16 protein-coding genes are annotated in these 14,273 nt (G+C 68.5%); 7 read left to right on the top strand and 9 right to left on the bottom strand.

The features are described 5' to 3' along the window. Window positions 1-44: 44 nt before the first annotated feature. The 4 genes from AC5QAB_RS18225 (at window position 45) to AC5QAB_RS18210 (ending at window position 5,537) form a co-directional block, all read left to right on the top strand. Window positions 45-1,193 carry an efflux RND transporter periplasmic adaptor subunit gene (locus AC5QAB_RS18225; protein WP_197561297.1) on the top strand — a complete coding sequence of 383 codons (1,149 nt, stop codon included), beginning with the start codon at window positions 45-47 and terminating at the stop codon, window positions 1,191-1,193. A gap of 36 nt (window positions 1,194-1,229) precedes the next feature. Continuing rightward, entirely contained in the window at window positions 1,230-4,379 is a 3,150-nt protein-coding gene (locus AC5QAB_RS18220; protein ID WP_197561298.1) for a multidrug efflux RND transporter permease subunit, read from the top strand. Then, entirely contained in the window at window positions 4,360-4,752 is a 393-nt protein-coding gene (locus AC5QAB_RS18215) for a nuclear transport factor 2 family protein (RefSeq protein WP_049408771.1), read from the top strand. The genes AC5QAB_RS18220 and AC5QAB_RS18215 overlap by 20 nt, the downstream gene beginning before the upstream one ends. An 83-nt stretch (window positions 4,753-4,835) precedes the next feature. Continuing rightward, entirely contained in the window at window positions 4,836-5,537 is a 702-nt protein-coding gene (locus AC5QAB_RS18210; RefSeq protein ID WP_197561299.1) for a COG3650 family protein, read from the top strand. A 119-nt stretch (window positions 5,538-5,656) separates the two neighbouring features. Here AC5QAB_RS18210 and yeiP read toward each other — a convergent pair whose 3' ends face one another. The 5 genes from yeiP to AC5QAB_RS18185 form a co-directional block, all read right to left on the bottom strand. Then, window positions 5,657-6,223, bottom strand: a complete 567-nt coding sequence (gene yeiP, locus AC5QAB_RS18205) for an elongation factor P-like protein YeiP (protein WP_005409468.1) — start codon at window positions 6,221-6,223, stop codon at window positions 5,657-5,659. A gap of 49 nt (window positions 6,224-6,272) precedes the next feature. Beyond that, window positions 6,273-7,043, bottom strand: coding sequence for an SDR family oxidoreductase (locus AC5QAB_RS18200; protein ID WP_014646983.1), 771 nt, complete (start codon window positions 7,041-7,043; stop codon window positions 6,273-6,275). Between the two features lie 101 nt (window positions 7,044-7,144). Further along, window positions 7,145-8,041: a hydroxymethylglutaryl-CoA lyase gene (locus AC5QAB_RS18195; protein WP_049440083.1), complete on the bottom strand. Its 897-nt coding sequence runs from the start codon at window positions 8,039-8,041 to the stop codon at window positions 7,145-7,147. Beyond that, a complete protein-coding gene (locus AC5QAB_RS18190) occupies window positions 8,038-8,439 on the bottom strand; it encodes a VOC family protein (protein WP_197561300.1) in 402 nt (133 codons plus the stop codon). Before AC5QAB_RS18190 ends, AC5QAB_RS18195 begins: the two co-directional genes overlap by 4 nt. 2 nt (window positions 8,440-8,441) lie before the next feature. Further along, window positions 8,442-9,230 (bottom strand): enoyl-CoA hydratase/isomerase family protein, encoded by a 789-nt coding sequence (locus AC5QAB_RS18185; protein ID WP_100449967.1) that lies wholly within the window; start codon window positions 9,228-9,230, stop codon window positions 8,442-8,444. A gap of 119 nt (window positions 9,231-9,349) precedes the next feature. On the opposite strand from AC5QAB_RS18185, the gene AC5QAB_RS18180 reads away from it, so the two are divergent. Genes AC5QAB_RS18180 through AC5QAB_RS18170 form a run of 3 tightly spaced genes read left to right on the top strand, consistent with a single transcriptional unit; the run spans window position 9,350 to window position 11,711 of the window. After that, a complete protein-coding gene (locus tag AC5QAB_RS18180; RefSeq protein WP_005416370.1) occupies window positions 9,350-9,604 on the top strand; it encodes a FeoA family protein in 255 nt (84 codons plus the stop codon). Beyond that, a complete protein-coding gene (gene feoB, locus AC5QAB_RS18175; protein ID WP_134967180.1) occupies window positions 9,601-11,466 on the top strand; it encodes a ferrous iron transporter B in 1,866 nt (621 codons plus the stop codon). The genes AC5QAB_RS18180 and feoB overlap by 4 nt, the downstream gene beginning before the upstream one ends. Beyond that, window positions 11,466-11,711, top strand: coding sequence for a DUF6587 family protein (locus AC5QAB_RS18170; protein ID WP_197561301.1), 246 nt, complete (start codon window positions 11,466-11,468; stop codon window positions 11,709-11,711). The genes feoB and AC5QAB_RS18170 overlap by 1 nt, the downstream gene beginning before the upstream one ends. A 111-nt stretch (window positions 11,712-11,822) precedes the next feature. Here the strand turns inward: AC5QAB_RS18170 and AC5QAB_RS18165 are convergent, their stop codons facing one another. From AC5QAB_RS18165 to AC5QAB_RS18150, 4 genes are all read right to left on the bottom strand, one after another. After that, on the bottom strand, window positions 11,823-12,284 hold the full coding sequence (locus AC5QAB_RS18165) for a DUF4304 domain-containing protein (protein ID WP_049408775.1): 462 nt from the start codon (window positions 12,282-12,284) through the stop codon (window positions 11,823-11,825). Between the two features lie 147 nt (window positions 12,285-12,431). Continuing rightward, window positions 12,432-13,013 (bottom strand): NAD(P)H-dependent oxidoreductase, encoded by a 582-nt coding sequence (locus tag AC5QAB_RS18160; protein WP_197561302.1) that lies wholly within the window; start codon window positions 13,011-13,013, stop codon window positions 12,432-12,434. 55 nt (window positions 13,014-13,068) lie between these two features. Then, on the bottom strand, window positions 13,069-13,464 hold the full coding sequence (locus AC5QAB_RS18155; RefSeq protein WP_053495356.1) for a MerR family transcriptional regulator: 396 nt from the start codon (window positions 13,462-13,464) through the stop codon (window positions 13,069-13,071). 4 nt (window positions 13,465-13,468) lie between these two features. Next, a complete protein-coding gene (locus AC5QAB_RS18150; protein ID WP_495233538.1) occupies window positions 13,469-14,230 on the bottom strand; it encodes a 3-oxoacyl-ACP reductase in 762 nt (253 codons plus the stop codon). Window positions 14,231-14,273 lie beyond the last annotated feature (43 nt).

The following is a 14,273-nucleotide window of genomic DNA, read 5'->3' as shown; positions in this document are numbered from 1 at the left end:
CGCTTCAGAACCTATCCGCCGCCTGCGCGGCATTGTGCACAGCAATGAGAACCTTCAGGACTCCGGTCGCGTTGATCGCGGCCCTCGCCTTGGCCATGACGGCCTGCTCCACTCCCGAAGCCACCCCCGAGGCGGCGCCGCGCGTCAGCGTGATCAGCGTCGGCCCGCAGGTGGTGCAGCGTGACGACGAACTGCCAGGCCGCGTCGCGGCGGTGCGCACCGCGCAGATCCGCGCACAGGTGGGCGGCATCGTGCAGCGGCGCCTGTTCGACCAGGGGGCGGAAGTCAGTGCCGGCCAGGCCTTGTTCCAGATTGACCCGGCAGCGTTCCGGGCCGACGTCGATTCGGCGCTGGCCGCACTGCAGCGCAGTGAGGCGGCGTTGGGCCGCAGTCGCGTGCAGTCGCAGCGCCTGCACGCCCTGGCTGCCGCGCAGGCGGTCAGCCAGCAGCATCGGGACGACGCCAGCGCCGAGTACGAGCAGGCACGCGCGGCAGTGAATGAAGCGCGCGCGATTCTGTCCCGTCGCCAGCTCGACCTGCGCTATGCCACGGTCAGCGCACCGATTGCCGGCCGTATCGATCAGGCATTGGTGACCGAAGGTGCGCTGGTCGGCGTGGCCGATGCCGAGCCGATGGCCGTGGTACAGCAGATCGACCAGGTCTACGTGGATGTGCGCCAGCCGGCGGCGCAGCTGGAGTCGCTGCAGCGCAGTGCGGCCAGCGGCGGCAAGCTGCCGGTGACGATCATCGGTGCCGCCGGCAAGCCGCTGCCCGAGCGTGGCCAGCTGCTGTTCTCCGGTATCAATGTCGATGCACGGACGGGTGATGTGATCCTGCGCATCCTGGTGGACAACCCGCGCCGGCAGCTGCTGCCCGGCATGTATGTGCGCGCGAGGGTGCCGCGGGGTGCCCCGGCCAGCGCGTTGACCGTGCCACAGCAGGCGGTGCTGCGCAGCGCCGGTGGCCAGGCCTATGCCTGGGTGATCGGCGCCGACGGCAGGGCGGTGATCCGCACGCTGGAGGTGGACGGCAGCGTCGATCGCCAGTGGCTGGTGCGCGCGGGCCTGAAGGCCGGCGAGAAAGTGGTGGTCGAGGGCCAGGAGCGCCTGCAGGAAGGCGTGGCGGTCGATGCGCGCGACTGGCAGAAGCCGGTCGCCAGCGCCGGTGCGGTGCAGGCCGGCAGCAAGGGCTGAGCCTTTCCCGGGACAGCCCCTCCAGGAAAATCCAACATGGCACGTTTCTTCATCGATCGCCCGGTGTTCGCCTGGGTGCTGGCGATCTTCATCATCCTGGCCGGCGCGCTGGCGATTCCGCGCCTGGCCGTGGAGCGCTATCCGGCGGTCGCGCCGCCCAGCGTCAGCATCTATGCCAGCTACCCGGGTGCGAGCCCGCAGACGTTGAACGATGCGGTGGTCGGCCTGATCGAGCGCGAGCTGTCCAGCGTCAAGCACCTGCTGTACTTCGAATCGTCGGTGGACACTTCCGGCGAAGCCTCGATCACCGCCACCTTCAAGCCCGGCACCAATCCGGAGCTGGCGCAGGTGGACGTGCAGAACCGGATCAAGGCGATCGAGCCGCGCCTGCCGCGCAGCGTGCGGCAGAACGGCCTGTTCGTGGAGGCCGCCGATTCCGGCTTCCTGATGCTGGTCGGCCTGCGTTCGCCGGATGCCAGCGTCAGCGAGGCGGCGCTGGGCGATTTCATGGCGCGCAACATCATCGAAGAGCTGCGCCGCATCGATGGCGTCGGTCGCGTGCAGTTGTTCGGTGCCGAGCAGGCGATGCGCGTGTGGCTGGACCCGACCCGGTTGACCGGCTACGGCCTGACCATGGGCGATGTGGCCACTGCCATCGAGCAGCAGAACCTGGAGATCTCGCCGGGGCGCATTGGTGATTCGCCGGGTGTTCCAGGCCAGCGCATCACCGTGCCGCTCAGCGCCGACGGCCAGTTGTCCACGCCGGAACAGTTCGCGGCGATCGTACTGCGCGCCGGGGCCGACGGTTCACGGGTGGTGCTGGGTGATGTCGCCCGCGTCGAACTGGGCGCGCAGAGCTATGCCTGGGGCACCCGCGAGGACGGCCATCCGGCCACCGCCGCCGGGGTGCAGCTGCGGCCGGGCGCGAATGCGGTGCGCACGGCGTCGGCGGTCCGTGAGCGCATGGCCGAGCTGGCGCCGCTGTTGCCGCGCGGCGTGGAGGCGAGCATCCCGTTCGACACCGCGCCGTTCGTCAAGATCTCGATCCAGAAGGTGGTGCAGACGCTGCTGGAGGCGATGCTGCTGGTGTTCGCGGTGATGTACCTGTTCCTGCAGAACTGGCGCTACACGCTGATTCCAGCGCTGGTCGCACCGATCGCGCTGCTCGGTACCTTCGCGGTGATGCTGGCACTGGGCTTCTCGATCAACGTGCTGACCATGTTCGGCATGGTGCTGGCGATCGGCATCATCGTCGACGACGCGATCGTGGTGGTCGAGGGCGTGGAGCGGATCATGGCCGAGGAGGGCCTGCCGCCACGCGAGGCGACCATCAAGGCGATGCGCGAGCTGACCGGCGCGGTGATCGGCATCACCCTGGTGCTGACCGCGGTGTTCATTCCGATGGCCTTGGCCAGCGGCTCGGTGGGCGCAATCTACCGCCAGTTCACCGTGGCGATGGCGGTGTCGATCCTGTTCTCGGCACTGCTGGCACTGAGCCTGACACCGGCGCTGTGCGCGACCCTGCTGCGCCCGAACACCCACGGCCATCATGGTCGTGGCGGGCTGTTCGGCGCCTTCAATCGTGGCTTCGAGGCGTTGACCGGGCGCTACCAGCGTGGCGTGGCCTCCGTGCTGCAGCGAAGCGGCCGGGTGATGGGCGTGTTCGCCGCGCTGGTGGCGGCGCTGCTGCTGGGCCTGCACTGGCTGCCGGGCGCGTTCCTGCCGGAAGAGGACCAGGGCTATTTCATGACCTCGATCCAGCTGCCGGCCGAAGCCACCGCCGAACGCACGCTGGCGGTGGTCGAAGCCTACGAACGGCACGTGGCCTCGCGCCCGGGCATCGGCTCCAACCAGTCGATCCTCGGTTACAGCTTCTCCGGTTCCGGCCCGAGCGCGGCGCTGACCTACACCATGCTGAAGGACTGGGGCGAGCGTGCTGGCGCCACCGCGGCCGGCGAGGTGGAGGCTGCGCAGCAGGCGATGGCCACGGTTGCCGAGGGCGAGGTGATGAGTGTGATGCCCCCGGCGATCGACAGCCTTGGCCGTTCGTCCGGGTTCTCGCTGGCCCTGCAGGCGCGTACCGGGCAGAGCCAGGCCGAGCTGCGCGCGGCCCTGCAGCAGCTGCTGAAGCTGGCCGAGGCCAGCCCGCTGCTGTCGGAGGTGCATGCCGATGGCCTGCCGGCAGGTACCAGCGTGCGGCTGGACATTGATCGCGCCAAGGCCGAGGCGATGGGCGTGGGCTTCGAGCACATCAGCAGCACGCTGTCAGCGGCGATGGGCTCGCAGTACGTCAATGATTTCCCCAACAAGGGCCGGTTGCAGCAGGTGATCCTGCAGGCCGACGCGCCGCATCGCATGGAACTGGAGGACGTGCTGAAATTGTACGTGCGCAACAGCGAGGGCGGCATGGTGGCGTTGTCGGAACTGGTGACCCCGAACTGGACCGAGGCGCCGCTGCAGCTGCAGCGCTACCTCGGCTTCCCGGCGTTGAATCTGTCCGGCGCACCGGCCTCCGGCGTGTCGACCGGCCAGGCCATGGCGGAGATGGAGCGGTTGGCCGGGAAGCTGCCGTCCGGTTTTGCCCTGCAGTGGACCAGCCAGTCGCTGCAGGAGCGTGAGTCGGGGGCGCAGGCGCCGTGGCTGCTGTTGTTGTCGATGCTGGTGGTGTTCCTGGTGCTGGCGGCGCTGTACGAGAGCTGGTCGATTCCGCTGGCGGTGATGCTGGTGGTGCCACTCGGCCTGCTCGGTGCGGTCGCCGCGGTGCTGTTGCGTGGCATGCCCAACGATGTGTTCTTCAAGGTCGGCATGATCACCGTGATCGGGCTGTCTGCGAAGAACGCGATCCTCATTGTCGAGTTCGCGCGGCAGCTGCAGCAGCAGGGGCGCGGCCTGGTCGAGGCGGCATTGGAGGCGGCCAGGCTGCGCCTGCGCCCGATCGTGATGACCTCGCTGGCATTCGCGCTGGGCGTGGTGCCGCTGATGCTGGCGCAGGGCGCGTCGAAGGAAACCCAGCAGGCGATTGGAACCGGTGTGTTCGGCGGGATGGTCAGTGCGACCGTGCTGGCCGTGTTCTTCGTGCCGGTCTTCTATGTAGTGGTGCAGGGCGCGCGGCAGTGGATCGCGCAGCGCCTGCGCAGGCGCCGGCCGATGCCGGGAGGAACCGTGGATGGAACGGAACATCGTTGAAGATCTGCATGAGCAACAGTTGATGGCGCTGGAGCAGCGCCTGTGCGCGGCGCTGCTGGAAAATGACCACGATGCGTTGAACGCGCTGGTATCGCCGGCCTTGTTCATGATGGAAGGCCACGGCGGCCGCATGCTCGATCTGCCATGGCTGGGCGATTGGCTGGCCGGCAGCCTGCAGGTGCGAAGCCTGCAGCTGCACGCGGTGGAGACGCTGCTGTGTGGCCGCCTGGCGTTGCTGTCCAGCGACGTGCGGTTGTCCGTATGGCGGCAGGGCCGGGAGCGTGAAGTGAAGCTGCGCCTGCTGCGGGTCTGGACCTGCAGTTCCGGCGGCAGCGGTGCGCAGCTGTTGTCGATGGCGGTACTGGCCGCGTGAGTACGGTCAGGCCGCTTTCAGGCCGCGCTCACCGGCAGGTGGTAGGGTCGAAGGTCTCTGTAGTGTCGACAAGGAGTCGAGCCATGCGTGTAGTTCCCAGTCTGTTGGCAGCCTCGCTCGGGTTGGTGCTGGCCGCGTGCCAGCCGGCCCAGGCACCCGCTGCGGGCGGCACCGATGCCGCGCCGCCGGCGGCGCCCGAACCGGCTGCCAGCACCAGCGCCGGTACCGGCAGCGAGACCACGTACCAGTGTGGTGATCTGAGCGTGCGCGCGGCCTTCAATGGCGAGGATGCGGCCACGGTGGTGATCGGCGAACGTACCTTCGCCATGACCTCCGAACGTGCGGCGTCGGGTGCCAGGTACGGTGATGGCCAGGGCAACAGCTTCTGGACCAAGGGCAGCGATGACGGCCTGTTGAGCCTGAAGGGCGAGACGGACCGCGAGTGCCATGCGGTCGAAGCGACCGAAGGCGATGGCAGCGCGGGCACGGCCGCGTTCCGCGCCACGGGCAACGAGCCGGGCTGGTTGGCGGTCGTCGATGGCGACGCGCCGGGCCTGCAGGTGGAAGTTGACTATGGCGAGCGTCGCTTCGACGTCGCCACGCCCACCGAAGGTGCTGACGGTTGGAGTGGCAAGGCGTCCGACGGAACCGACGTCAAGCTCAGCTTCCAGCGCACCACCTGCCAGGACGACATGAGCGGCGAGGCGTTCGATGCCAAGGTGAACCTGACCATCGGCACCCGCCAGTACCACGGCTGCGGCAACTTCGGCGCGAAGCAGCCGTAAGCCTTCTGTAGAGCCGAGCCCACGCTCGGCTCTACACGATCGCTACATCCGATGCGCTGCCCGCTGCCTGCGGCGAGCATGCCGCAAGCAGGGACAGGCAGCCGATCAGCGCAAGGCGCTTAGTCGGCGCGGCCAGCGAATTCGCCGGTGGCGGTGTTCACCAGCACGCGTTCGCCGTTGACGATGTATTCCGGCACCATGATCTCGATGCCGGTGTTGAGTTTGGCCGGCTTCGGGCGCTTGGTGGCAGTGCCGCCCTTCAGTTCCGGCGGGGTCTCGATCACTTCCAGCACCACCGAGGCCGGCAGCTGGATCGCCACCGGCTGCTCGTCGATCACCTGCACGTAGATGCCGGTCAGGCCGTCGGTGATGTAGCCGGCGTCATCGCCGATCACGTCCGCGTCCAGGGTGTAGGGGGTGTAGTCCTCGTCATCGAGGAACACGAAGGCATCGCCGTCCTTGTACGAATAGGTGGACTGGCGGCGCAGCAGTTCGACCTCGACCAAGTTGTCGTCGGCATCGAAGCTGGCATCGAGCTTGTTGCCGCCCGGCACGCTGTACATGATGAAGCGGAAGCGGACGTTGCCGCCGCGACCCTGCGGCGAGCTGCGCTCGATGTCGCGGATCTGGTACACGCCGTTGTTGTACTCGACGACGTTGCCCTTCTTGATGTCGTTGGCTTTCATGGTGATCTAGGTCGTTGGGGGAGGGCGCCGTCCCGGCGCCCGGGGGGAATCACTTCGGAGCGAGGCGGGTAGCGCCGTCCAGGCGGATGGTCTCGCCGTTGAGGTAGGTGTTGCCGAGGATGAAGCCGACCAGGCTGGCGAAGTCTTCCGGCTTGCCCAGGCGCGACGGGAACGGGATCGAGGCGGCCAGCGACTGCTGCACGGCTTCGGGCATGCCATCGACCATCGGCGTCCAGAACACGCCAGGAGCAATCGTATTGACGCGGATGCCGAAGCGCGACAGTTCGCGCGCCATCGGCAGCGTCATCGACACCACGCCGCCCTTGCTGGCCGCATACGCGGCCTGGCCGATCTGTCCTTCATAGGCAGCGATGCTGGCGGTGTTGATGATCACGCCGCGCTCGCCGTCTTCGCCGGCGTCGTTGTGCTGCATGCGGTTGGCCGCGGCCTTGGCGACGTTGAAGCTGCCGACCAGGTTGACCATCACCGTGCCCTGGAAGCCGGCCAGCGGCATCGGGCCTTCCTTGCCGAGCACGCGACCGGCGCCGAGGATGCCGGCGCAGTTCATCGCCACGTTCAGGCCGCCGAGGAAATCGTGGGCCTGGTCGATGGCTGCAGCCACGGCCGCCTCATCGCTGACATTGACATTGAAATAGCGGGCCTTGTCGGCACCCAGCCCGGCAACGGCAGCTGCACCCTTGTCGTCGTTGAGGTCGAACAGAGCCACCTTGCCGCCCTGGGCGACGAGGTGCTGGGCCACGGCCAGGCCGAGGCCGGAGACGCCGCCAGTGATCACGGCACGTACGGAAGACAGCTGCATTGAACGGTCCTGCAGGTTCGAGAACCGCCGATTCTAACGGAAGCGGCGACCGTCGCCGTTGTGCGCTGCGCCGCCCGAGCGGGAGCGGCGCAGCGGGGTGCTCAGCCGGTCGCTGCGAGCGCCTGGCCGGTGCGGCTGGCGGTGGCGCGGCCGAGCAGGCCGGCCAGCCAGCGGCCGGTCTCGGCCAGTGCCGGCAGGTCCACGCCGCTGTCCAGGCCCAGGCCCTGCAGCAGGTAGACCACGTCCTCGCTGGCGACGTTGCCGCTGGCCCCCTTCGCGTACGGGCAGCCACCGGCGCCCGAGACTGCACTGTCGACCACGCGCACGCCTGCTTCCAGGCAGGTGGCGATGTTGGCGATGGCCTGGCCGTAGGTGTCGTGGAAGTGCACGGCCAAGGCTTCCATCGGGATCTCGGCAGCGACCGCCTGCAGCATCGCCCGTGCCTTGCGTGGGGTGCCGACGCCGATGGTGTCGCCCAGCGAGATTTCGTAACAGCCCATCTGGTGCAGCGCGCGCGCCACCCGCACCACGTCGGCCAGCGGCACCTCGCCCTGGTAGGGGCAGCCGAGCACGGTGGAGACGTAGCCGCGCACGCGCACGCCATCGGCGGCGGCGCGGCGCAGGATCGGCTCGAACCGGGCCAGCGATTCGTCGATGCCGGCATTGGTGTTGGTGCGGTTGAAGGCCTCGGACGCAGCGGTGAACACCGCCACTTCCTCCACGCCCACCGCGCGGGCGCGGTCGTAGCCCTGTTCGTTCGGCACCAGTACCGGGTAGTGGATGCCCGGCCGGCGCTGGATGCCCGCGTAGACCTCGGCGGCATCGGCCAGCTGCGGAATCCACTTCGGGCTGACGAAACTGGTCGCCTCGATGCTGCGCAGGCCGGTGGCCGACAAGCGGTTGATCAGTTCGATCTTGTCGGCGGTGGACACCGACTGCTTTTCGTTCTGAAGGCCGTCACGCGGGCCGACCTCGACGATGCGGACGTAGTCGCTCATGCAGCCACCTCGCCGATGGGGCGATGGCAGACCGCTTCGATGTTGTTGCCGTCCGGGTCGAGCACGAAGGCGGCGTAGTAATCCGGGTGGTACCACGGGCGCAGGCCCGGCGCGCCGTTGTCGCGGCCACCGGCGGCGAGGGCGGCGGCGTGGAAGGCGTCCACCTGCGCGCGGCTGGCGCAGGCGAAGGCCACGTGCACGCCCTGGCTGGCGGTGCCGCCATTGCCGAGCCAGAAGAACGGCTTGCCGTCGCTGCCGAAGCCGATGTGGTCGTGGTCGCCGGTCTGTTCGGCGCTCACTTCCATCACCACGCCGATCTGCAGCGGCGCCAGCGCCTGCAGGAAGAAGGTCTTGCTGCGCGCCAGGTCGGCGCTGGTCAAACCAAGATGATCGAGCATGTTCAGGCTTCCGTGACCCAATGGGGGGCGCGCTTGTCGAGGAAGGCGCCCAGGCCTTCCTGGCCCTCGGCGGACACCCGCAGGCGCGCGATCAGGGCGGCATTGTCCCGATCCAGCGCATCGCGGTCATCGCTGTCGCGGACCTGCCGGACCAGCTGCTTGGCGGTGGACGAGGCGATCGGGCCGGCCTTGTCGAGCAGGGCCAGCTGGCGCTCCAGCGCCTCATCCAGGCGCTCGGGCTCGACCAGCTGGTGGACCAGGCCGATGCGCAGTGCGGTATCGGCGTCGAAGTGCTCGCCGGTGGCGAACCAGCGCCGCGCCTGGCGCGGGCCGATGGCCTCGATCACATAGGGCGAGATCACCGCCGGCAGCAGGCCAAGGCGGCTTTCGGTCAGGCCGAAGCGGGCCGAGGTGCTGGCGATGGCAATGTCGCAGCAGGCAACCAGGCCGACGCCGCCACCGAAGGCCGCGCCGTGGACCCGGGCCAGGGTCGGTTTGGGCAGCTCGTCCAGGGTGCGCATCAGCCGTGCCAGTGCCAGCGAGTCCTCGCGGTTGTCGGCCTCGCTGGCCGCCGCCATGCCGCGCATCCACTGCATGTCGGCACCGGCCGAGAAGGAGGCGCCGTGACCGGCCACCACCACGGCCCGGACCGAATCATCGCGGCCGGCGGCTTCCAGCGCGGCGGTCAGCCGGGCGATCAGGCTGGCGTCAAAGGCGTTGTGCAGCTCCGGCCGGTTCAGCCAGAGGGTGAGGACGGCGCCACGGCGCTCGATCTGCAAAGCATCGTTCATGGGATTCCAGGGTCACTCCATACCTGTATGGATCATAGCGGGCCATTGGTCATGGGCCATGACGCGACGCGGGAATGTTAGAATCGAGAACCATTTACATCCAGCAGAGAACACGCTAGATGACGCTGTCCGAACTGCCGCTGCACACCTCGGCCGTGGTCGAGTCCGTGCAGGACCTGCATGCCAACGATGCCATTGCCCGTCGCCTGCGCGAGCTGGGTTTCGTGAACGGCGAGGAAGTGCGCCTGGTGGCCAAGGGCCCGGTGGGCGGCGAGCCGCTGCTGGTGCAGGTCGGGTTCACCCGGTTCGCGCTGCGGATCAGTGAAGCCAAGCGGGTCGTGGTCGACGCCGCCAGCCAGGAACGACGTGCATGACCGCAATCGCCGCCACCGCCCCCTTGCGCATCGCGCTGGTCGGTAACCCCAACAGCGGCAAGACCGCGCTGTTCAACCAGCTGACCGGCAGCCGGCAGAAGGTCGCCAACTACACCGGCGTCACCGTCGAGCGCAAGGAGGGCCGCCTGCGCGCGCCGTCCGGCCGTGAATTCGCCGTGCTCGACCTGCCGGGCGCCTACAGCCTGCATCCGGCCAGCCTGGACGAGGCAATCACCCGTGACCTGTGCCGGGGCTTCTACCCGGGCGAGGCCGCGCCGGACGTGCTGCTGTGCGTGATCGACGCCACCAACCTGCGCCTGCACCTGCGCTTCGCGCTGGAGCTGCGCGAACTGGGCAAGCCGATGGTGGTGGCCCTGAACATGGTCGACGCGGCCCAGCGCCGCGGCATCCAGGTGGATGTGGCCGCGCTGGAGCGCGAACTGGGCGTGCCGGTGGTGGAGACCGTGGCGGTGCGCAAGCAGGGCGCCAAGGCCCTGGTCGAGCGCCTGGACGCCATGGTGCCGCACCTGGATGCACCGGTGCCGGGCCCGGAAAGTGGCATCGATTACCACGCCAAGGTGCGCGGGATCCTGTCAGTCGCCGTGCGCATGCCGGCACGGACCGCGAAGATCGACGACGCGCTGGACCGCTGGCTGCTGCACCCGGTGTTCGGCCTGGTCAGCCTGGCGGTGGTGATGTTCCTGATCTTCCAGGCGGTGTACGCCTGGGCGACGCCGCTGATGGACGGCATCGAGGCTGGCTTCGCCTGGCTCGGCACCTTTGTTGGCAGCCTGCTGCCGGAAGGCCCGCTGGCCAGCCTGCTGACCGACGGCATCATCGCAGGCGTCGGCGGCGTGGTGGTGTTCCTGCCGCAGATCCTGATCCTGTTCTTCTTCATCCTGGTGCTGGAGGAGTCCGGCTACCTGCCGCGTGCGGCGTTCCTGCTCGACCGCATGATGGCGGCCGCCGGCCTGTCCGGCCGCTCGTTCATCCCGCTGCTGTCCAGCTTCGCCTGCGCGGTGCCGGGCATCATGTCCACGCGCAGCATCCAGGACCCGCGTGACCGCCTGGCCACGATCCTGGTGGCGCCGCTGATGACCTGCTCGGCGCGCCTGCCGGTGTACGCGCTGCTGATCGGTGCGTTCATTCCGCAGAAGACGGTGTGGGGCGTGTTCAACCAGCAGGGCCTGGTGCTGTTCGGCCTGTATGCGGCGGGCATTCTCAGCGCGCTGGCGATGTCGTGGATCATGAAGAAGTGGCGTCGCGACAAGAGCGAGCACCCGCTGATGCTGGAGCTGCCGTCGTACCGCCTGCCGCATGTGCGCGACCTGGCGGTGGGGCTGTACGAGCGCGGCATGATCTTCCTCAAGCGCGTCGGCGGCATCATCCTGGCGCTGACCATCCTGCTGTGGGTGCTGCTGTCGTTCCCGGCGGCACCGGCCGACGCCACGATGCCAGCCATCGACTACAGCTACGCCGGCCAGATCGGCCATGCGATGGCGGTGTTCTTCGCGCCGCTGGGCTTCAACTGGCAGATCTGCATCGCGCTGATCCCGGGCCTGGCCGCGCGCGAGGTGGCGGTGTCTTCGCTGGCCACCGTGTATGCGCTGTCGGCCGCCGATGACGATGCCGCCAGCCAGGCGCTGACCCCGCTGATCAGCGATGGCTGGTCGCTGGCGACCGCGCTGTCGCTGCTGGTCTGGTACATCTACGCCCCGATGTGCATCTCGACGCTGGCCACCATCAAGCGCGAGACCAATTCGTGGAAGCAGATGGGCTTTGCCGCGTTCTACCTGTTCGCAGCGGCTTATGTGGCCGCACTGATCACCTACCAGGTGACCAGGGCGCTGGGAGGCGGCTGATGGATGCCGGCCTGCTGATCCAGTACCTGATCATCGCGGTGGCTGTGCTGGTCAGTGCCTGGGTGGTGCTGAAGAAGCAGTTCCCCGGCACCGTGCGCACGCTGCGCGGTGCGTTGGCGTTGGCCCTGTTGAAGCCGGGCCGCGCGGCCTGGCTGCAGGCGCTGGGGCGGAAGATCGCGCCGCCGGCAACGGGCGATGGTGGTGCCTGTGGCGGTTGCGACAGCTGCGGGCCGAGCAAGAAGTGAAGTAGCGTCGAGCCTGTTCGGCTGCGGCCGCCTGGTGGGCGCGAACCTTCGCCCTGTGGGTGCGAACCTTGGCCCTGTGGGTGCGAACCTTGGTTCGCACGCTCTCGGGGTTCAGACCTCTCTGCGGATGATCGCCCGGAAGTTCCCGTCCCGGTTCAATCGCCGCACCGATTCCCTGTTCCCATGGGCTGCCGCGAAACCCGCCACGTCGGCCAGGGCATCGAGCAGCAGGGCCTTCAACGCGTCGCGGTTACCGGCCTCCAGCAGATCTTCAAGATCCTGCTGGATGAAGGTCCGGCGCAGGCCCGGCGTTTCTTCGATCCGCCAGTCGACATGGGGCGTGGGGATGCTGGAGCGGTAGCGGAAAGCCGTTTCAAGATCGTCAGGCGCGAGCGGATACGCGAGCAGTTCCGGAAAGTAGAGTCCAGCATTCACATAGAAGCCCCGGCTTTCGCTGGCGCGCTGGTGATTCACGACAAGCAGCGCGGCGTCCAGCAAGCGGTAGCGGGTCGTCGACGTCCCGGCAAAGCCGGTCTTCCTGGCGCACTTGCTGAAGACAGTCGAGGATTTCATGGGCTTTGCCTGGGCCGTAACAAGGGCCCACAGCCTTGAGGCGCAGTGCCTGACGGTCAATTGGCAAACGCGACACCCGCAACGAGCGCCCCAGGTGGGTGCGAACGCTCCAGGTGGGTGCGAACCTTGGTTCGCACGCTCTTCCAGCTAGTTGGCCCGTGAGCCCAGCTCCGCTGCCAACGCCAGCCACCGGTTGCGTTGCTCCGGCGAGCTGCTGCGCACCGCACCGAGTCGGCTGACCCGCACCGGGCGGATGCCGCAGAATTCCAGAATAGTGGCGCGGATCTGGGTGATGCCCGGGTCGCGGTAGATCCAGCGGTAATACCAGGGCGGCGTATCCAGCGTGGTGATCACCCGTGCGCTGCGACCGGCCAGCAGCCGGTCCCACCACACTGAATCGCGCCGGTAGCGGAAGGCGTACCCCGGCAGCAGCACGCGATCGAAGAAGCCCTTCAGCAGCGCCGGCATCGCGCCCCACCAGGTGGGATAGACCAGCACCAGATGGTCGCAGGCCTCGATCGCATCCGCAGTGTCCTGCAGGTCGGCTTCCAGCGGCTGGATCTGGCGGTAGCCATGGCGCAGCACCGGATCGAACTCGAGTTCGCCCAGTGCGATCAGGCGCACCCGATGGCCAGCATTCTCGGCGGCGGTGGCGTAGCGCTGGGCGAGGGCACCGCACAGGCCGTCGCGGTCGGGATGGCCGAGCAGGATCAGGATGGAACGGGACACGGCAACCTCGGGCAATGGAAAGTGCGCGAGGTTGGGCTATGCCCTTGGGGCAGAGTCAACGACCAGCGGCGCAGCCGCTGGGTTCCAGGATGCAGTCACCGCTTCCGGAGTGCAGCCACTGCCGCAGCTCGTCGCTGACCTGCTGCAGGTCCAGCTCGACCTGCGCCAGCCGTGCCCGCTCGCTGGCGATGCGGCTGCGTTGTTGCTCAAGCAGGGCCAGCACCGCGGGCCAGTCGAGCCGTCCGTCGCGACCCTGCAGGCGGGAGACCGCGGCCAGGGTGATGCCCAGCGCCAACGCCTGGCGGATCAGCTGCACCCAGGCCACATCCTGTTCGCTGTAGTCGCGATAGCGGTTCAGCCGCGGCACCGGCGGCAGTAGTCCGCGCGCCTCGTACAGGCGGATGGCCTTGGCGCTGGCGCCGGTCAGGCGGCTGACCTCGGAAATGCGCATTGGCTCAGTCCCGCACCAGCCCGCCATCGACCACCAGGTTCTGCCCGGTCACCGCGCGCGACCAGGGGCTGGCGAAGAACAGCGCGGCATCGGCGAATTCTGCTGGCGTGGTAACGCTGCGCAGTGGCGTGTTGGTGGCGATGTAGTCGAACACCGCCTCCGGCGTGGCAGCGCTGGCATCGGTGGTGCGCAGCAGGCCGCCGGACAGCATGTTCACGGTGATGCCATGTGGGCCGAGGTCGCCGGCCAGCGTGCGCGTGAGGGACAGTAGCGCGGCCTTGGCGGCGGTGTAGTCGTGGTAGGGCACGACCGGGTTCTGGAACAGGTTGGTGCCGATGTTGATGATGCGGCCGAAGCGGCGGGCCTGCATGCCGGGCAGGGCGGCCTGCACGGTGTTCAGCGCGCCGCGCACGCTGCCCTCGAACTGCGCCTGGAAGGCCGGCCAGCCGATGTTGGCGGCACCATCGCGGGCATCACCATTGAACGAGAACGCGGCGAGCGCGTTGTTGACCACGGTGGTGACGCCCTGGCCGAAGTGGGCCAGGGCGTGCTGCAGCATTGCATCGACCTGGCCGCGGTCGGTGACGTCGGCCGGCAGCGCGATCGCCTGTCCGCCCAGCTCGGCGGCCAGCGCCCGTGCGGGGCCTTCGCTGCGGTGGTAGTTGACGATGACGCGCGCACCCTGCGCCGCGAACGCGCGGGCGATGTGCTGGCCTAGGCCGCGGCCGGCACCGGTGACCAGCACCAGCTGTTCGCTGATCTGCATGAAGGGGCTGCCATCCATTGCATGAAAGGGCATGCAGCGTAGC

Source organism: Stenotrophomonas sp. YJH_SMC_127 (assembly GCF_059372445.1).
Note: the sequence above shows the minus strand (reverse complement) of the source record. Positions and strands in the feature narration are given on the sequence as shown.

Coding starts and splice junctions, on each gene's coding strand:
- AC5QAB_RS18225 (WP_197561297.1), top strand. CDS start 45: ATGAGAACCTTCAGGACTCCGGTCGCGTTGATCGCGGCCCTCGCCTTG.
- AC5QAB_RS18220 (WP_197561298.1), top strand. CDS start 1,230: ATGGCACGTTTCTTCATCGATCGCCCGGTGTTCGCCTGGGTGCTGGCG.
- AC5QAB_RS18215 (WP_049408771.1), top strand. CDS start 4,360: ATGGAACGGAACATCGTTGAAGATCTGCATGAGCAACAGTTGATGGCG.
- AC5QAB_RS18210 (WP_197561299.1), top strand. CDS start 4,836: ATGCGTGTAGTTCCCAGTCTGTTGGCAGCCTCGCTCGGGTTGGTGCTG.
- yeiP (WP_005409468.1), bottom strand. CDS start 6,223: ATGAAAGCCAACGACATCAAGAAGGGCAACGTCGTCGAGTACAACAAC.
- AC5QAB_RS18200 (WP_014646983.1), bottom strand. CDS start 7,043: ATGCAGCTGTCTTCCGTACGTGCCGTGATCACTGGCGGCGTCTCCGGC.
- AC5QAB_RS18195 (WP_049440083.1), bottom strand. CDS start 8,041: ATGAGCGACTACGTCCGCATCGTCGAGGTCGGCCCGCGTGACGGCCTT.
- AC5QAB_RS18190 (WP_197561300.1), bottom strand. CDS start 8,439: ATGCTCGATCATCTTGGTTTGACCAGCGCCGACCTGGCGCGCAGCAAG.
- AC5QAB_RS18185 (WP_100449967.1), bottom strand. CDS start 9,230: ATGAACGATGCTTTGCAGATCGAGCGCCGTGGCGCCGTCCTCACCCTC.
- AC5QAB_RS18180 (WP_005416370.1), top strand. CDS start 9,350: ATGACGCTGTCCGAACTGCCGCTGCACACCTCGGCCGTGGTCGAGTCC.
- feoB (WP_134967180.1), top strand. CDS start 9,601: ATGACCGCAATCGCCGCCACCGCCCCCTTGCGCATCGCGCTGGTCGGT.
- AC5QAB_RS18170 (WP_197561301.1), top strand. CDS start 11,466: ATGGATGCCGGCCTGCTGATCCAGTACCTGATCATCGCGGTGGCTGTG.
- AC5QAB_RS18165 (WP_049408775.1), bottom strand. CDS start 12,284: ATGAAATCCTCGACTGTCTTCAGCAAGTGCGCCAGGAAGACCGGCTTT.
- AC5QAB_RS18155 (WP_053495356.1), bottom strand. CDS start 13,464: ATGCGCATTTCCGAGGTCAGCCGCCTGACCGGCGCCAGCGCCAAGGCC.
- AC5QAB_RS18150 (WP_495233538.1), bottom strand. CDS start 14,230: ATGCAGATCAGCGAACAGCTGGTGCTGGTCACCGGTGCCGGCCGCGGC.